Below are 16,545 nucleotides of genomic sequence, written 5' to 3' on the forward strand. Positions count from 1 at the left end.
GCCCTCTCCCGGTAAGCGTGATTCAGCCCGTCCGCCGGCCCTGCTGGGCAGGCAGGCCGGTCTGCAGGAAGTCGCTCATGTCCGGCCCGGTCAGCGGCCGGCAATAGTAAAAGCCCTGGATGATGTCGCACCCCATCGCCAGCAGCGTAAGCATCTGCGCCTCGGTCTCGACGCCTTCGGCGACCAGCTGCAGATTCAGCGTCGAACCCAGCTTGACGATGGCCTCGACAATCGCCATTTCGCGGGAACTGTGCAGCATTTCCCGCACGAAACTCTGGTCGATCTTCAGCACATCGACCGGCAGGCTCTTGAGGTAGGACAGACTGGAATAGCCGGTGCCGAAATCATCGATTGCCATGCGCACGCCCAGCTCGCGCAGATCCTGCAGCAACTCCTGGGCGACCCGGATGTCCTGCGCCAGCACGCCCTCGGTGATCTCCAGCTCCAGCAATTTGGGCCGGATGCCGGAATCCTGCAGCGCCTGCTGCACCATGGCCAGAAAACCCGCCTCCCGGAACTGCACGGCGGAAATATTGACGCTGACGGCAACCTCGAAGCCCCGGGCATGCCAGGCCACGGCATCTTCGCAGGCCTGCTGCAGCACATACTTGCCAATGGGCACGATCAGCCCGGTTTCCTCCGCCAGCGGGATGAATTCGGCGGGTGAAACCAGGCTGCCATCGGCCTTGCACCAGCGGATCAGCGCCTCGACCCCGGTGATGCGCTGCTGGCGGGCATCGACCTTGGCCTGGTAGTAAACCCGGAAGATGCCTTCTTCCAGGGCATGGCGCATGTGCTGCTCCATCAGATGGCGTGCACGCATCGAATGCTCGATGTCCGCCGAGAAAAAGCGCACGCGCTGGCGGCCTTCCTGCTTGGCGCGATGCATGGCGGAATCGGCGTGGCGGTAGAGTTCCTCGGCATCCGCGCTGTCGTCCGGATACAGGCTGATGCCGATGCAGCCCGATAGATCATAGCGGTGCTGGCCCAGCCAGAACGGCTCGGCCACCCGCTCCAGCAGCAGCTGGGAGAAATCCCCCACCGCTTCCAGGCTGGTGACTTCGGGCAGCAAGAGGATGAATTCATCGCCGCCCTGCCGGCTGACCGTATCGCCCGGGCTGCAGGCGGCCAGCAGGCGCTGGGCAAGCTGCTGCAGCAGGGTGTCGCCGGTAGCGTGGCCGATCGAGTCGTTGATGCTCTTGAAGCTGTCCAGATCCAGCAGCAGCATGGCCACGCGGGTTTCGTTGCGGATGGCCTGCTGCAGGGCCTGCAGGATGCGATCCTGCAGCAGCAGGCGATTGGGCAGATTGGTCAGGGCGTCGTGATAGGCCAGATGCGTCATCTTCACGGCCATTGCGCGCGCTTCGCTGACATCGTGAAAGACGATGATGGTACCGATCAGCCGGCCTTGCTGGTTGCGGATGGGCGCGGCCGAATCTTCGACATCGAAAAGCTCGCCATCGCGGCGGCGCAGCTTGCAGTTGAGCGCCATGCCCACCACGCGCCCTTCCTGCAGGGCCAGGCGGATGGGGTTCTGCAGGTCGTAATCATCGCTGCCGTCGCGCAGCGGCATGATGGCTTCAATCGGCGCGCCGATGGCCTCGCACTCCTGCCAGCCCGTCAGCGCCTCGGCGATCGGATTGACGAAGGTCACGCGCCCCTGCGTGTCGGTGGCGATGACGGCATCACCAATCGAATGCAGCATGACGCGCATGCGCTCCTTTTCCTCGAACAGTGCGGCTTCCGCCCTTTTGCGCTCCGAAATGTCCACCAGCAGCAACAGGAAGCCGCAGCAGACGTCCGCGCTGAAGCGGGCCAGCAGCGTGGCATGCGCGTGCCGGGCCTCACCCTGCGGGGACGCGAGCGCGATGTCGAAACTGCAGGGTTGGCCGGCCAGCACGGCCGGCAGGTTCGCGTCGATCAGCGCGGCCATCTCCGTGCCGAGCAAGGCCGCCAGCGCCTGTCCGGCCATGGCCGGCGCGGGAATGCCGAACCATTCGCCGTGGCGGTCATTGCTGAACAGGCAGCGCAGCCCGGCATCCCAATAGGCAATGAAAGCGGGCAGGTGGTTGATCAGGTCTTCCAGATTGTGCCTGGCCAGCGCCAGCTGCTTGCCCTGCTGGCGCAAGGCGAGATGCGTCCTGATCCGGGCCCGGGCTACCGGCAGATTGAGCGGCTTGTGCAGGAAATCCTGGGCCCCGGCCTCCAGTGCCTGGATTTCGTCGGCCACGCTGGTGTGCGCGGTCACGAAGATGATGGCGACACCGGCCAGCCGCGCCTCGTCCTTGATCGCCCTGCACACGGCAAAGCCATCCATGCCCGGCAGCCCGATGTCCAGCAGGATGACATCGGGCAACACTTGCCGTGCGACGTGCAGGGCGGCCTCGCCGTCCATGGCGAAATACACCTCGCCCAGATCGCGCACCGCCTCGCGCAACAGATGCACATTGCTGGCCTGATCATCCACCACCAGGATGACGGGCGTTGGCGGCAACACGGCGTCCAGCATCGCTCCTCCGCAGACTCGTAATTCAAAAGAAGGATAACAGTCAGAAATGAAAAGCAAACAGTAATCAGTCGATTGTAGGAAGCACCGGGCCGCAGGCAAAGCCTGCTGGCACCGCCGAGCGCCCGACGGGCGGAAGCCTTACAGGAACGGCCACATACCCATACACCCTTCAAGCCAAAGCCAAACGCCAAAAAAGGCTGCAAGGATATACCCTGCAAACATCGACTTGCCGACACACCTGAACCACCCCGGCCTTGTCAGCTGCGCAATTTCGGAAAGGAATTCGCACATGCGGCGACTTACCATGACTGCAGTCGCTTCACTCTTCAGGTCTTGCATGCCGCGCCTTCCCGCCCTCTTCCATAACCGCAACTTCCTGCTGCTCTGGCTGGCCAGCGTCATCGGCAACTTCACGCTGGCGGTCGCCATGCTGGCCGAGACCTGGTATGTGGTAAAAACGCTGGGCGCCAAGGAGCAGCTCGGTTACGTGATGATCGCCGGTTCGGTGCCGCGCATCCTGCTGATGGCGGTCGGCGGCGTGCTGGCGGACCGGATCAAGCGCAGCCACATCATTCTGGTTTCGCTGGCGGTGCGTGTCGTGCTGCTGTTTGCCCTGGTTGGCCTCTTGCACATCGGCCAGCTGGGCATTGTCGCGATGACGGTCTTCGCCTTTCTGTATGGCGCGCTGGATGCCTTTTTCTGGCCGGCACAGGGCGCCATCATCCCCAGCATCGTGCCGGAGCAGGAGCTGGGACGCGCCAACTCCATCATGCTGACAACCAACCAGATCGGCCTGGTGTTCGGCCCGGTGCTGGGCGGCATGATGCTGGCCTGGCTCAGTTACGAATGGGTTTTCGGTCTTTCCGGCCTGGGCCTGCTGGCCGGCGCGCTGTGCATGCTGTTCCTGCGCGAACCGCCGGTGAATCCGCACAAGACGCACAGTCCGCTGTTCGTCGAACTGAAGGAAGGCATCAGCTACACCGTCGCCACGCCGGAACTGCGCGCGATGATGATCATTTATGCCTTTGCCAACCTGCTGTTCATGGGCCCGCTGGCGCTGGGCATTCCGCTGGTCGTCACCGAACACCTGGATGCGCAGGCCGGCACGCTGTCGTGGCTGCAAAGCGCCGGGGCGGCGGGCATGGTGGCCGGCGGCCTGCTGCTGACCCTGTACCCGCCCGTGCGCAAACGGCTGCTGATGATTGCCGCAGTCATCGCCGTCGAGGGCGTGCTGCTGGCCTTGCAGGGGCATACCTACTGGGTCTGGGTCGCGGTGCTGGTGCAGTTTCTGATCGGGCTGGGCATCGCCAGCAACAATGTGCCGATGATGTCGGTGATCCAGCAGTACTCGGACAAGAACAAGATCGGCCGCGTGATGAGCCTGAACACCATGGCCTCGATGGGACTGTCGCCGATTTCCTACGCCATGGTGACCGGCCTGCTCTCGATGAAGGTCAGCATTGCCTGGATCATGCCGCTCTTCGGCCTGACCATGTCGGCGGCGATGATCTGGTGCATCCTGGCCATGCCGGTGGTGCGCCGGGCCGATTGAGGATGGCGGGCAACGGCGCTTCTTTACACGAGCGGTCAGTGCGGGCAGGATGCCGGCTTGTGGAGGAATCTCATGTTGCGCGCCGTCCTGTTTGCCCTGTCCTGCCTTGTCCCGCTGGCGGCGCTTGCCGCGCCGGATCCTGCCCGCTTCCAGCAGCAGGTCGGCGAGCTGATCGAGCTGCGCTCCAGCGCCTACCGGCTGGCGCAGGAGAGCGGGATCATCGGCAACCCCAAGCCCAAACTGACGCGCGCGCAGAGCAATCAGCTGCGCGACATGGCGCAGCGCTACATCGACCTGCGGGCAGGCCTGCTGCCCAATGCCACGCGCATGGCGCCCTATTTCGAGCCGGGTGCGCGACTCACGCTGGTCGGCGACCGGCCGACGCTGGAAGAAAGCCGGGCCTTCACGATGAGCAGCTCGCGCGGCGCGCTGCAGCGCCAGGTGTGGATCAACCCGCGTGACGCACAGGGCCGCCAGCTGCTGCTCGACATCCAGTACGGGCTGACCACCGCTCTGGTGCTGATGGACAGCTACCAGATCGCCGTCGAACCGTATGCCCGCAACCCCAGCACGGCCTACGTGCTCAATTACGACGTGGGCAATGCCACCCGGCTGCGCGAGCTGGCCGACAACTACCATTCCACCGGCTTTCGCTACCAGCTCAGCAATGCCACGCGCTTTGTCGACGACTACATGGGCTGGCTGCGCGCCAACCAGCTGACGCCCAGCGCCGAGGAGAGCCACCTCTACGCGCTGGCGCAAAGCACGGTCTGGTATGTGAGCCTGCATCAGAAGAAAGGCAGCGATCTGGGCGAGAAGCTGAACTACCTCGCGCGCGATCTGGAAATCCGCAACCGCAGCATCAGTGACACGCTCAGCCATGGCGTCAGCATGGGCTTCGGCAATATGGTCGGGCTGGTGCAGACGCGCAAGGGCAAGCTGGCGCAATTGAGCGCACAGCAGCAGGCCGCGCTGGCCGGCGAGCTCAAGCCGCTCGATATCCTGCTGGAAAAAACCCCTTTCCGGCTCACCGACAAGATGATTCCCGGCCATTACGGCCATGTTGCGGTCTGGCTGGGCAGCGAAGAGGAGCTGCGCGCACTGGGCGTGTGGGAGCGCATCGCCCCGCACTACCAGCAGCAGATTCGCAAGGGTGGCCGCATCGTCGAAGCGCTGCGCGGCGGCGTGACGATCAGCACGCTCGAACATTTCCTCAACATCGATGACCTGCTGGTGCTGCGCGACCGCCGCACGCTCAGCCCGCAATACCGTCGCGATGCCGTGCTGACGGCGCTGGAGCAGGTTGGCAAGGAGTACGATTTCAACTTCGACGTGATGACGCACGAACGCATCGTCTGCTCGGAGCTGGCCTATGTCGTTTTCCCCGACATCGCCTGGCCGCTGGATCGCACGCTGGGCCGCTACACGATCAGCCCGGACAATGTCGCGCAGCTCGCCGTCAGCAACCAGCCGGTGTTCGACCCGGTCATCGTCTATCGCGACGGCAAGCGCCTGGACAGCCAGCTGCGCGAAACGCTGCAGGCGCTCCTGAGTCGTGAAAAACCGCCGGGCCTGCTCAGCGGCGTGTTCGGCGAAACGGCCAGACGCTGATACCCACCACCCCATAAGCCAGCAGCCATTATTCTAATTAGGCCAGCAAGCAATACCTCATCAGGATGGCAACATGATCTGCACCAGCAAGCCGCCCTGCGGGTGATTGCTCAGCTCCAGCGTGCCGCCGTGCGCCTGGATGATGCTGCGCGCGATACCCAGCCCCAGGCCCATGCCGCCCTGATTGCTCTGCCGGCCGTGGTCCAGGCGCACATAGGGCTGAAACAGCCGCTCGATCTGCTCTTCGGGAACACCGGGGCCATGATCGCGCAGGCTGATCACCACCTTGCCCACGCCTTCATCGACACGGATTTCCACCTGCCCGCCATACTTCAGGCCGTTGTCGAGCAGATTGGACAGCGCGCGCTTCAAGGCCAGCGGTTTGGCCTGCACGGTCAGCAGGCAGGGCGTGTAGCTGGCGGCCAGGCCGGCCAGCTGGGCATCGCGCACCAGCCGCCCCAGCAGTGCGTCGAGGCTGACGCGCGTGCGGTTCTCGTGGATGTCGCTGTCCTTCACCGTTTGCAGCGCGCCCTTGACCATCACGTCCAGCTCGTCGAGGTCTTCGTGAAACTCACGGCGCACTTCGTCGTCATCGAGCATTTCGGCGCGCAGCTTGAGCCGCGTGATTGGCGTGCGCAGATCGTGCGAAATGGCGGCAAACAGCTTCTCGCGGTCGTCCAGATAGCGCTGGATGCGCTCCTGCATCGCGCCAAAGGCGCGCGCGGTGCGCACGTATTCGCGGCTGCCGGTCGCCGGCAGCACCGGTGCATCACCCTTGCCGAAGGCCTCGGCCGCATCGGCCAGCGCCGCCAGCGGCCGGGTCAGCCAGCGCACCACCAGCAGCGACAGCAGCAGCACCGAGGCCAGCGTCAGCCCCTGCAGCACGATGCGATCCAGCGTCAGGGCATTGTTGTTGTCGAGGAAATACGGATCGGGCATCAGCGTGGCCAGATACAGCCAGTTGCCCGGCTCGATTTCGGCCTGGATGACCAGTACCGGCGCCGGGCGGGGGCGCACGACCAGCGTATGCTGCACCCAGCTGTCGGGCAGGTCCTGCACGGTAACGCGATCATCCGATACGGGCAGGCTTTCCAGCGGCGCGAAGGCAATTTGGAATTGCGTGTTGGGCGGCAGCTCGCGCCGCAGACTGGCGGCGACTTCGCTGGTCACCAGCGTCGCCAGCGGCTGCTCGATGCGAAACGGCAGAAACACCGGCTCGCGATTCACATTGATGAAAAAGCGCGTGCCGCCCATCTCGTGCAGCTGCTCGAGCATCAGCGAGCGATAGTTGGCGGGCAGGCTGCGAAAAAAACGCAGCGCACTCGCCGCGCTGAAGCCGATATGCTGGGCGGCGGCACGGTTTTCGGTTTCCGCCGTCAGCCGTACCTGCTTGGCCCACAGGGCGCTGACCAGCAGCTGCGTGCCCAGTACGCCGGCCAGCATCACCAGCACCAGCCGGCCATAGAGTGAATCGGGCCAGAAGCGGCCCAGCCAGCCCAGCCCCCGCGGCAAGCGGTCAGGCGTGGGCAACGCTGACCTCGGCCGAGAACACGTAACCGGCGCCGCGCACGGTCTTGATCAGCGCGGGCTGCTTGCCATCGTCATTCAGGCGCTGGCGCAGGCGGCTGACCTGCACGTCGAGCGAGCGGTCGAGCGGGCCGGCATCGCGCCCGCGCGTTTCTTCGGCCAGCTGGTTGCGGTCAAGAATTTCGCCCGGATGCTCAAGGAAGAATTTCAGCAGCTGGAAATCCAGCCCGGTCAGCTTCACCGATTCACCGGCCGGGTCGGTCAGGGTGCGCTCGACCACGTCGAGCTGAAAGCCGAGAAAACGGAAATAGCGCGGCGGCGCGGCGCTGTCGCCGCCGGTGCGGCGGTGGATGGCCTTGATGCGCGCCAGCAGTTCGCGCGGGTTGTAGGGCTTGGCGATGTAATCGTCGGCGCCCATTTCCAGCCCGACGATGCGGTCGGTCTCGTCCGAACTGGCGGTGAGCATGATGATGGGGACGCTGCTGCGCTTTCTGACCATCTGGCACAGCGCAAAGCCGTCGGTGTCGGGCAGCATCACATCGAGAATCACCAGCGAGAGTTCGTCGCGATAGCGTTCGAATTCGGCGGTGAAGCTTTCACCGTCGTGGGCGAGCCGCACCTCGTACTGGTTTTTCTCCAGATAGGTTTTCAGCAGGGCCCGGGTTTTCTGGTCGTCATCAACGATCAGGATTTTGCGCATGCTTGCCTCCTCCTTCAGTGCCCAGCGCGCGCGCCAGCGCGGCGAGCCGTCGCTGCACTTCGGCAGCGTTGACTTGGTCATCGATAAAATAGCGGTGGATCTGCGCCACCACCGCGTCCTTGAAGGCCTCCTCGCTGGCCATGCGGTGCACGAGGCTGGGCGCCTGCATGCCGGGGCCGCGGGCAAAGGCCTGCCAGGATGCGCGCGCGCAGACATCCAGCGCGGCCGGATCCAGATCGCGCCGCACCGGCACCGAGCCTTTCAGGCGGTTATAGCCCAGCTGTACGGCCGGCTGCACCAGCAGGCGGGCCAGTTTCTCCTGAGCGGACTGCCGGCTGCCGTCACCGCGAAACATCACCAGTGTATCGATGCTGTACAGGTGGTAATCGTGCGTTCCCGGCACCGGCACGCAGCTGAAGCCCTCGCCGGTGACCAGGCCCAGGCTGTTGAGCTCGGCCTTGGCCCAGTCGCCCATGACCAGCATGCCGGCTTCGCGCCGCGCCACTTGCTGGGCCAGCTCGGGCCACGGCCGCTCCTGCGGGTTCATCCAGCGTTTGAGCTGGCGCAAGCGCAGCAAGGCCCTGGCCATACGCTCATCTGTATAGGCCCGTGGGCTGCGCTGCACAAAGGCTTCACGGTAATACTCCGGGCCGCCCTCACCCAGCACCAGGGTTTCAAAGAGGGTGGCCACCTGCCAGGGCTCGCTGCTCTGGGCCAGCGGGACGATGCCGCGCGCCTGCAGCTGACGGGCCACCTGCTCGAATTCGCCCCAGTTGCGCGGCACTGGCAGCGCGAGTTCTTCAAACAGCCGCCGGTTGTAAAAAAGGGTATTGATGCGGTGGATGCCCAGCGGCACGCCCAGCGTATGCCGGCGATACTGCACCAGCCGCCAGGCTGTCGGAAACAGCTGTTCGCGCCAGGCTTCGCCGCGCGCTACGGTGTCGAGTTCCAGCAAGAGCCCGAGGCGTCCCCATTCATTGATGGCCGGGCCGATCAGCTGCGCCACCGCCGGCGGCTTGCCGGCCAGCGTGCGGCTTTTCAGCACCTTGACCGCGCCGGTGCCCGCCCCGCCGGGTATCGCGGCATCCTGCCACTCCAGGCCTTCGGCGGCCAGCTGCTGGGCGAGGTAATCGGCAGCGCGCCGCTCGCTGCCGGAAGTCCACCAGTGCAGCACGTCCAGCGTCTGGGCCAGTGCGGCTGTAGTCAGCAGGCAGGCTGATACGCAGAGCGCGCCTCCGCGCCGCCCCCATCGCCATCGCTTGCTGCATGCTGCCCTGTTGTGCACCCAGACCTCCCCACGGTAAGCGCAAGACTATAGCGTAAGCAATTCCTAGACAACGTAAAAAAACATCTGCTTATCTTGCAAATCGCCTGACAGACCATCCCCGGGCCGGCCGGGCAAGACCGCCGGCACGTGCACCACGTAACAAAACCTTGCGAAAGCTGGCGTCACGCAATTTTCACCATGAAAATCAAGGAGATGCACAGAAACCGCAGCAGAACGCCGCAGCTTGCCGCTCGTTCGCGAAGGCAGTAGGCTGCCAGCATGTAGTCGGGCAATCGGGTGATACACGGATGCACATCCGGCATGACCTGCCGGCCCGACCGCATGCGTATCTCTACCCTCGATTCGATGTGTTGCGGCCGGAGCCTTCCGGCCGTTTTTTTTGCCGCCGCGGCCGGCTCAGTCTTCGAGCGGCAGGCGGGCCTGCTGCCGGACCAGCGCGACAAAATCGCGCTCGGGCAAGGGCCGGCTGAACAGATAGCCCTGAATCGAATCGGTATTGGCCTGGCGCAGGAAGGCCAGCTGCGCGCGGGTTTCCACCCCTTCGGCCAGCACGGCCATGCCCAGCGTTTTCCCCAGGCCGATGATGGCCAGCACGATGGCGGTATCGTTGGGGTCGTCGGACAGGTCGCGCACGAAGCTCTGATCCACCTTGAGCTTGTCGAAGGCAAAGCGCTTGAGATAGGAAAGACTGGAGTAGCCGGTGCCAAAATCATCGATGGACAGCTTCACGCCCAGCGCATTGAAGGCATCCAGTGTCGCGGCTACCTGCTCGACGTCCTGCATCACCACCGACTCGGTCACTTCCAGTTCCAGCTGCTGCGCCGGCAGGCCGGTGCTCTCCAGGCAATCCTTGACCTGCTGGACGAGATTGGGCTGGCCGAACTGCACCGGCGACAGATTCACCGCCACGGTGAGCGCCGGCATGCCCTGCTCGCGCCAGGCGGCCGCCAGCTCGCAGGCGCGGCGCAGCACCCAGCTGCCCAGCGGCACGATCAGCCGGCTTTCCTCGGCGACCGGAATGAACTTGCCCGGCGGGATCATGCCCTGCTCGGGGTGATTCCAGCGGATCAGCGCTTCGGCGCCGACAATCGCGCCGTCAGTCAGGCTGACCTGGGGCTGGAAGTACAGCTCGAATTCGCCATGCTCAAGCCCCCTGCGCATGCTGCTCTCCAGCACCAGGCGCTCGGAGGCGCGTGCATTCATGTCGGCGGTGAAAAACTGGTAGTTGCCGCGCCCGTTGGCCTTGGCCTGGTACATCGCGACATCGGCATTGCGGATCAGCTCGTCCGGGTCAGCACCGTCGTCGGGGAAAATGCTGATGCCGATGGAGGTCGACGAGGCAAAGCCGCCGGCCTCCAGCTCGAAGGGTTCGGCAAACGATGCCAGGATGCGGTCGGCGATGGTGCCGGCCGCCAGCGGGCCGCTGATGTCGTTGAGGACGACCACGAATTCGTCGCCGCCCTGGCGCGCCAGGATGTCGGTCTTGCCCACCACCGAGCGCAGGCGCTGCGCCACCTGCGAGAGCACCATGTCGCCGGCGGTATGGCCCAGCGAATCGTTGATGGTCTTGAAGCGGTCCAGATCCAGAAAGAGTACGGCCAGCTGGCGGCCAAAGCGCTCGGCCGCAGCCAGCGCCAGGCGCAACTCGTCGCGCAGCAGGTTGCGGTTGGCAAGGCCCGTCACCGCGTCGAAATTGGCCAGCTCGACAATGCGATCCTGCGCTTCCTTGCGCTCGGTGATGTCGGTCATCGTGCCGATCAGCCGCGTCGGCTTGCCGCGATAATCGAACTCGACAAAACGCCCGCGCGAGAGAAACCAGCGGAACTCGCCATTTTTCAGGCGGCGGCGATACTCGACGGCAAACTGGGTGGAATTGCCGACGAAATAATCGCGCAGCGCGGAAATCGTCTGCTCGCGATCCTGCGGGTGGACCTGATCTTTCCACTTGTCGAAGGTCTCGCCCAGCTCGCCGGGTTCGTAACCCAGCAGGCGGTCGTACTCGGGGCTGGTCACCGCATTGCGGCGGCCTTCCAGCGGCATGTCGAAGAGGCCGGTGTTCGAGGCCTCGAGCGCCAGACGCAGTTGCTGCTCGCTCTTGACCACCGCCTGCTCGGCCAGCCGGCGCTCGGAAATGTCGCGCACCACTGCGCAGTTGTATTCCTCGCCCTTGAACTGCACGTAATTCGAATAGGCCTCCACCGGAAATACCTCGCCAGCGCGCGTGCACAGCTCCAGCTCGTCGAACAGGTGCTTCTTGCCGCGCAAGCCCTGCCAGAAGCGCGGCCAGGCATCGGGGTGGAAATCCGGATTGATGTCCTTGAAACGCATGTTGAGCAGTTCCTGCTCGCTGTAGCCGAGCCGGCTGCAGGCCGTGGCATTCACATAGCGGATATGCCCCTGCGGGTCGAGCCAGATCGCCATGTCGGCGCCACGCTCGACGGCGACCTTGGTCAGGTAGAGATCGGCCTCGGTGCGCTCCATGCGCCGCAGCTGCGTCAGCAGATAAAGCAGCAGCGCCAGCGAGCCGGCGCACAACAGCACGGCGACGCCGGCATTCACCGCGATTTCCTGATACCAGGACTGCAGAGCTGCGTCGGTGTTCTGCGTCAGCAGCACGCCGACCGGCCAGCCATCGATGCGGCGCCAGGCCAGCAGACGATTCACCTCGTCGATGCGGCTGGTTTCGTAATCGATGCCGGAATTGCGTTCGCGGAAAGGGCCGGAGAAAAAACCCATATGGGCAATGCTGCGCCCGATGTCGGCATCCAGCGGCGGGTAGCGCAACAGCGTCACGCCATCCTCGCGGAACAGGCGGGCAATCACGGGACGGTCGGCCACCAGGCTGGCCAGATAATCCTGCAGCGGCTGGGCATTGACGCCGGCCACCAGCACGCCGACAAACTCGCCCTGGCGATTCAGCAGCGGCACGCCCAGCTGGATGCCGTCGCGCATATTGGCCGGGTCGGGCATGAACTCGCCCAGTACGAAGGGGCGTTCGGGGCGTGCGCGTGCGGCACGGAAATACGGATACTGGCTGAGGTTATAGGCCGGAATCGGATACTGCCCGCTGCTGGCGAGCAGATTGCCCTCGATGTCGACAACCGCCAGCGAATTCAGCGCCGGCAGCGTATTGAGCCGGGAATTGAGGTAGGCATGCAGACAGGCCTGATCGGCGTTTTCACGGCACAGGCGAAACACGTCGTCGCTGCGCATGGCCTGCAGGCCATGCAGGCTGAACTCCAGCGTGCGCGCCACATGTTCCTGCACGGTCAGGCTGAGGATATCGAGCTGGGCTTCGGTGGAGGCCAGCGTATCGCGATAATCGCGCAGGCTCGACCAGGTCACGACCGACAGCGCGGCCAGCAGCACGGCGATGGACAGCCCGGCCAGCAGGCGGCGCATGCGCGAAAACGAGCGCGCATGTTCTTCGCTGTTCTGCATGGAAGGTGTTCGCGTCAAGATGCATTCCCTGGATTTATTGTGCGCGGGGTCGGGTTCTGTTGATCCACACGCCGCTTTATGGACTCTCCATGTTCAGAAATTGCAGCGGGCAATGCAAGCGGAAACTGGCAGGACGCCGCAATAAGCCGCAGAAAGCGGCGCCGAGTCGGGCTGGCAACTGCGGCCTGAGACGGCAATGAATGCTACCTGACAGCGTGGCGAATTCTGGCGCATACTGGACGACCGTTTTCCGGAATACGCCGATGACCCTGGAACTCTTCCTGGCCTATCTGGCCACCACACTGTTCATTTCCGCCACACCCGGCCCGAACATGCTGCTGATGCTCAGCCATGGCGCGCGCTATGGCTGGCGCGCGACGCTGGCGACGATGGCCGGCGCGCTGTCCGGCCTGGCCCTGCTGATCGGTCTGTCCGCGCTGGGGCTGGCAACGATTCTGGCGACCTCGGCCGAGCTGTTTGTCGCGCTCAAGCTGATCGGCGCCGCCTATCTGGTTTACCTGGGCTGGCAATGCTGGAAGGCCGGCGTCGAGCTGAAGCTGCCGGCGGCGCTGGGCGAAACGGCGCTGGCGCGCTATCGCACCGGGCTGGCGGTGGCGCTGTCCAACCCCAAGGCCATCCTGTTCGCCGGCGCCTTCCTGCCGCAATTCATCAACCCGCAGCTGCCGCAGGGGCCACAATGGACGGTGGTGCTGCTGACTTTCTTCATCGTCGAATCGAGCTGGCAGCTGGCCTACGCCATTGGCGGCGTCGGCCTGGCGCGCTGGCTCAGCAAGCCGGCGCGGGTGCGCTTTTTCAACCGCGGCTGTGGCGTGGCGTTCTGGGCGGTGGGCGGCATGCTGGCGCTCGCCAGGAAATAAGGGTAAACACCACCACGTATTGACCTGCAGCCCTTCAATCAAAAAGGCCACAGGCCAATACCCATCAAACAACAAAATCCAGATTGTCGATCAGCCGCGTCTTGCCCAGCCGCGCGGCGACAAGGATCACCAGCTCGTGATCGGTGTGCGTGGCGGGTTTCAGCGTCCTGCTGTTGCGCACCTCGATGTAATCGACCTCGCCCCAGCCGCGCGCCTTCAGGTCGGCAATCGCTGCGTCGGCCAGCTGCGCATAGTCGCGCTCGCCGCCTGCGATGGCCGCTTTCATGCGCGCCAGGTGGTAATGGATGCGCGGCGCCTCGGCGCGCTCGGCCTCACTCAGATAACCGTTGCGACTCGACAGCGCCAGCCCGTCGGCGGCGCGGCCGGTATCCACCGGCACGATACGCACCGGCATGTTGAGATCCTCGACCATGCTCTGGATGACGAAGAGCTGCTGGAAATCCTTCTTGCCGAAGCAGGCGACATCCGGCTGCACGATGTTGAAGAGCTTGGTGACAACGGTGGCCACGCCGCGGAAATGCCCGGGACGAAAGGCGCCGCACAGCTCGTCCTGGATTGCCGGCGGCTCGACCTTGTATTGCTGGATCACGTGCGGATACAGCTCCTTTTCGTCCGGCGCGAAGATCACTGCGTTATCACAGTGCGTCGCCACCAGCGCGGCGTCCTGCTGCAGCGTGCGCGGATAGCGGTCGAAATCCTCGCCCTGGCCGAACTGCAGGCGGTTGACAAAAATGCTGACAACCACCGCGTCCGCATGTTTTTTCGCCTCGTCTACCAGCGCCATATGGCCGGCGTGCAGATTGCCCATGGTCGGCACAAAGGCCACGCGGGATTGCTGTTGGCGCCAGGCGCGCAGCTCGGCGATGGTATGGATGATTTGCATGGTGGAGATCACTCAGAGTTCGGTAGACAGGGTCAGTCCCTGCGGGACCAGATCAATCGGGTACTGGCGAAAGGTACTGGCCGCCGGCAGCGCGCGCAGCGCGGCGAGCAGTTCGGCGGGCGGCTCGACCCACAGGCCGGGATACGTGCATTCGCCGGGGTGCTCGACCGGATAGGCCAGATGCTCGTGGCCGGGGGTGAATTCGCAGTGAATGCCCGGCTTGCTGTTGCCGCGTGCATCGCAGCGATACCAGCCAAATCCGTCCAGCCACACGGCGGCAAAGCCGTGCACACAGTACGGCGGCCTCGGGCCATCGAGCGTCAGGCGCTGATAGCCCAGCGCCGCCGGCAGGCCGTTGGCGCGCCACAGCGCGACGAGCAGATGGCTCTTGGCATAGCAGAAACCGGTGCCCGCCCGCAGCGTTTCCGAGGCGCTGACCGGCACCTCGTCGCGCTGGAAGTCGAGGCAATGCTCGATGGAATCGCGCACCCATTCGAAACAGCGGCGGGCTGTCGCGCCGGCATCGTCAGCTCGCAATTCCTGCGCCAGCCCGGCAATCCTCCAATGGTCACAGTCGATGACCTCGCTCGCGGCCAGGCATTCGGCCGGATCGGGGCAAGCCATCGAAAGCGCTTCCATCAAAAGCTGTGCTCTTCGGCCGGGAAGGCCATGGACTTCACCGCCTGGACATAGTTTTCCACCGCGCCCTGGATGCTGGCGGCGCCCATCATGAAGTTCTTCACAAAGCGCGCTTTCTTGCCCGGATACACGCCCAGCATGTCGTGCAGCACCAGTACCTGACCATCGGTATGCACGCCGGCGCCAATGCCGATGGTCGGCACACCCACCGCTTCGGTGACCGCGCGGCCCACGCTGGCCGGCACCATTTCCATCAGGATCATGCCGGCGCCAGCGGCTTCCAGCGCCTTCGCGTCAGCGATCAGCTCGGCACCGCCGTCGTCCTTGCCCTGCACCTTGTAGCCGCCATAGGCATGCACCGACTGCGGTTGCAGGCCGATATGCGCACAGACAGGTATACCCCTGGAAGCCAAGAAATCCACAGTCTCCAGCATGATACCCCCACCCTCGATTTTGACCATCTCGGCCCCGGCGGCCATCAGCTCGGCCGCATTGGCAAAGGTCGCCTGCGGGCTGACCTGCGAAGTGCCAAAACTCATGTCGGTCAGCACCAGCGCCTTGCTGTTGCCGCGCGCCACGCAGGCAGTGTGATAGACCATGTCGCGCTGCGTGACCGGCAAGGTAGAGCCGTGCCCCTGGATCACATTGCCCAGCGAGTCGCCAACCAGCAGGATATCGACACCGCAGCCATCAAGCAGCGCGGCAAAGCTGGCGTCGTAACAGGTGAGCATGGCGATTTTCTGGCCGTCCTGCTTCATCTTGGCCAGCGAGGTGAGCGTGGTTTTCATGGGTGATGGTCCATTTTTGCGGAGGTGGCGGCCGGCTTGTGGCCGGCGATACCGGAGTTCGTCAATGGTGCAGCGCCGGATGCTGCGCTGCGCAAGGCATGCAGTGTACCCAGCCTCAGTCCAGCCGCGTCAAGTTCTGGTCAGCAACCGCAGGTAAAAAGGCCGCAGCGGCACCCAGACCCGGAATCTGCAGGCCGGGGGCGATTTCCAGCAGCGGCAGCAGCACAAAGGCGCGCTCGTGCATGCGCGGGTGCGGCAGCGTCAGCGTTTCGGAAACCAGCACGCTGTCGTCATACAGCAGCACGTCCAGATCCAGCGTGCGCGGCGCATTGCGGAAGGTGCGCACGCGGCCGAGCTGCTGCTCGATCTGCAGCAGCGCCGCCAGCAGGCCGGGCGCGCTCAGGCTGGTCGCCACCCGCGCCACGGCATTCACGAAATCGGGCTGGTCGGCATACCCGACGGGCGCGCTGGCATAAAGGCTGGATGCCGCCTGCAGTTCGATCTGCGGGTGCGCGGCAATGGCCGCCAGCGCAGCGCGCAACTGGGCCTGCGGATCGCCCAGATTGGCGCCCAGCGCGATGTAGGCAATGGATAATTGAGGAGATGTCAGCATAAAAACCCAACGCAGCGGCGCAAAATGCAGAGGAGAACAAGGGCAAGGCCCGCCTATCAGCTGCTTTCTCTGCGCCTCTGCGTCTGTGCGTTGAG

12 protein-coding genes are annotated in these 16,545 nt (G+C 64.5%); 3 read left to right on the forward strand and 9 right to left on the reverse strand.

Going from position 1 to position 16,545, the window contains the following annotated elements; translation table 11 throughout:
* Nucleotides 1-22: 22 nt before the first annotated feature.
* Entirely contained in the window at nucleotides 23-2,509 is a 2,487-nt protein-coding gene (locus tag C515_RS19965; RefSeq protein WP_043648502.1) for a two-component system response regulator, read from the reverse strand.
* 337 nt (nucleotides 2,510-2,846) lie between these two features.
* Here C515_RS19965 and C515_RS0106920 point away from each other — a divergent pair, with 337 nt between their 5' ends.
* Together C515_RS0106920 and C515_RS22380 are read left to right on the forward strand one after the other, a co-directional pair.
* Nucleotides 2,847-4,061, forward strand: coding sequence for an MFS transporter (locus C515_RS0106920; RefSeq protein ID WP_028454934.1), 1,215 nt, complete (start codon nucleotides 2,847-2,849; stop codon nucleotides 4,059-4,061).
* Between the two features lie 72 nt (nucleotides 4,062-4,133).
* Nucleotides 4,134-5,672 (forward strand): YiiX/YebB-like N1pC/P60 family cysteine hydrolase, encoded by a 1,539-nt coding sequence (locus C515_RS22380; protein WP_051304716.1) that lies wholly within the window; start codon nucleotides 4,134-4,136, stop codon nucleotides 5,670-5,672.
* A 60-nt stretch (nucleotides 5,673-5,732) separates the two neighbouring features.
* Here C515_RS22380 and C515_RS0106930 read toward each other — a convergent pair whose 3' ends face one another.
* From C515_RS0106930 to C515_RS22385, 4 genes are all read right to left on the reverse strand, one after another.
* On the reverse strand, nucleotides 5,733-7,202 hold the full coding sequence (locus tag C515_RS0106930) for an ATP-binding protein (protein WP_245574999.1): 1,470 nt from the start codon (nucleotides 7,200-7,202) through the stop codon (nucleotides 5,733-5,735).
* Nucleotides 7,189-7,899, reverse strand: a complete 711-nt coding sequence (locus C515_RS0106935) for a response regulator (RefSeq protein WP_028454936.1) — start codon at nucleotides 7,897-7,899, stop codon at nucleotides 7,189-7,191. Before C515_RS0106935 ends, C515_RS0106930 begins: the two co-directional genes overlap by 14 nt.
* Nucleotides 7,877-9,073: an ABC transporter substrate-binding protein gene (locus C515_RS0106940; RefSeq protein WP_081686805.1), complete on the reverse strand. Its 1,197-nt coding sequence runs from the start codon at nucleotides 9,071-9,073 to the stop codon at nucleotides 7,877-7,879. The genes C515_RS0106935 and C515_RS0106940 overlap by 23 nt, the downstream gene beginning before the upstream one ends.
* Nucleotides 9,074-9,583: 510 nt before the next feature.
* On the reverse strand, nucleotides 9,584-12,646 hold the full coding sequence (locus C515_RS22385) for an EAL domain-containing protein (RefSeq protein ID WP_144290383.1): 3,063 nt from the start codon (nucleotides 12,644-12,646) through the stop codon (nucleotides 9,584-9,586).
* 245 nt (nucleotides 12,647-12,891) lie between these two features.
* Between C515_RS22385 and C515_RS0106950 the strand changes: the two genes are divergently transcribed.
* The gene (locus tag C515_RS0106950; protein ID WP_028454938.1) at nucleotides 12,892-13,506 is read left to right on the forward strand and encodes a LysE family translocator; all 615 of its coding nucleotides are present in this window, start codon (nucleotides 12,892-12,894) and stop codon (nucleotides 13,504-13,506) included.
* Between the two features lie 64 nt (nucleotides 13,507-13,570).
* Here C515_RS0106950 and panC read toward each other — a convergent pair whose 3' ends face one another.
* The 4 genes from panC to folK all read right to left on the reverse strand — a co-directional run bounded on the left by panC (nucleotide 13,571) and on the right by folK (nucleotide 16,450).
* Nucleotides 13,571-14,410, reverse strand: coding sequence for a pantoate--beta-alanine ligase (panC, locus tag C515_RS0106955; protein WP_028454939.1), 840 nt, complete (start codon nucleotides 14,408-14,410; stop codon nucleotides 13,571-13,573).
* Between the two features lie 12 nt (nucleotides 14,411-14,422).
* Complete coding sequence (locus tag C515_RS0106960) at nucleotides 14,423-15,034, reverse strand: transglutaminase-like domain-containing protein (RefSeq protein ID WP_028454940.1); 612 nt, start codon at nucleotides 15,032-15,034, stop codon at nucleotides 14,423-14,425.
* A 14-nt stretch (nucleotides 15,035-15,048) separates the two neighbouring features.
* The gene (gene panB / locus C515_RS0106965) at nucleotides 15,049-15,837 is read right to left on the reverse strand and encodes a 3-methyl-2-oxobutanoate hydroxymethyltransferase (protein ID WP_028454941.1); all 789 of its coding nucleotides are present in this window, start codon (nucleotides 15,835-15,837) and stop codon (nucleotides 15,049-15,051) included.
* A 115-nt stretch (nucleotides 15,838-15,952) separates the two neighbouring features.
* Complete coding sequence (gene folK / locus C515_RS0106970) at nucleotides 15,953-16,450, reverse strand: 2-amino-4-hydroxy-6-hydroxymethyldihydropteridine diphosphokinase (RefSeq protein ID WP_043648506.1); 498 nt, start codon at nucleotides 16,448-16,450, stop codon at nucleotides 15,953-15,955.
* Between the last annotated feature and the right edge of the window lie 95 nt (nucleotides 16,451-16,545).

The sequence above is a fragment of the Chitinilyticum litopenaei DSM 21440 genome (assembly GCF_000428145.1).
Lineage (GTDB): Bacteria > Pseudomonadota > Gammaproteobacteria > Burkholderiales > Chitinibacteraceae > Chitinilyticum > Chitinilyticum litopenaei.

Excerpts from the sequence above, each read along its gene's own strand:
- C515_RS0106935 (WP_028454936.1), bottom strand. The coding sequence starts at position 7,899 with ATGCGCAAAATCCTGATCGTTGATGACGACCAGAAAACCCGGGCCCTG.
- C515_RS22380 (WP_051304716.1), top strand. The coding sequence starts at position 4,134 with ATGTTGCGCGCCGTCCTGTTTGCCCTGTCCTGCCTTGTCCCGCTGGCG.
- C515_RS0106960 (WP_028454940.1), bottom strand. The coding sequence starts at position 15,034 with ATGGCTTGCCCCGATCCGGCCGAATGCCTGGCCGCGAGCGAGGTCATC.
- C515_RS0106950 (WP_028454938.1), top strand. The coding sequence starts at position 12,892 with ATGACCCTGGAACTCTTCCTGGCCTATCTGGCCACCACACTGTTCATT.
- panB (WP_028454941.1), bottom strand. The coding sequence starts at position 15,837 with ATGAAAACCACGCTCACCTCGCTGGCCAAGATGAAGCAGGACGGCCAG.
- C515_RS19965 (WP_043648502.1), bottom strand. The coding sequence starts at position 2,509 with ATGCTGGACGCCGTGTTGCCGCCAACGCCCGTCATCCTGGTGGTGGAT.
- panC (WP_028454939.1), bottom strand. The coding sequence starts at position 14,410 with ATGCAAATCATCCATACCATCGCCGAGCTGCGCGCCTGGCGCCAACAG.
- folK (WP_043648506.1), bottom strand. The coding sequence starts at position 16,450 with ATGCTGACATCTCCTCAATTATCCATTGCCTACATCGCGCTGGGCGCC.
- C515_RS0106920 (WP_028454934.1), top strand. The coding sequence starts at position 2,847 with ATGCCGCGCCTTCCCGCCCTCTTCCATAACCGCAACTTCCTGCTGCTC.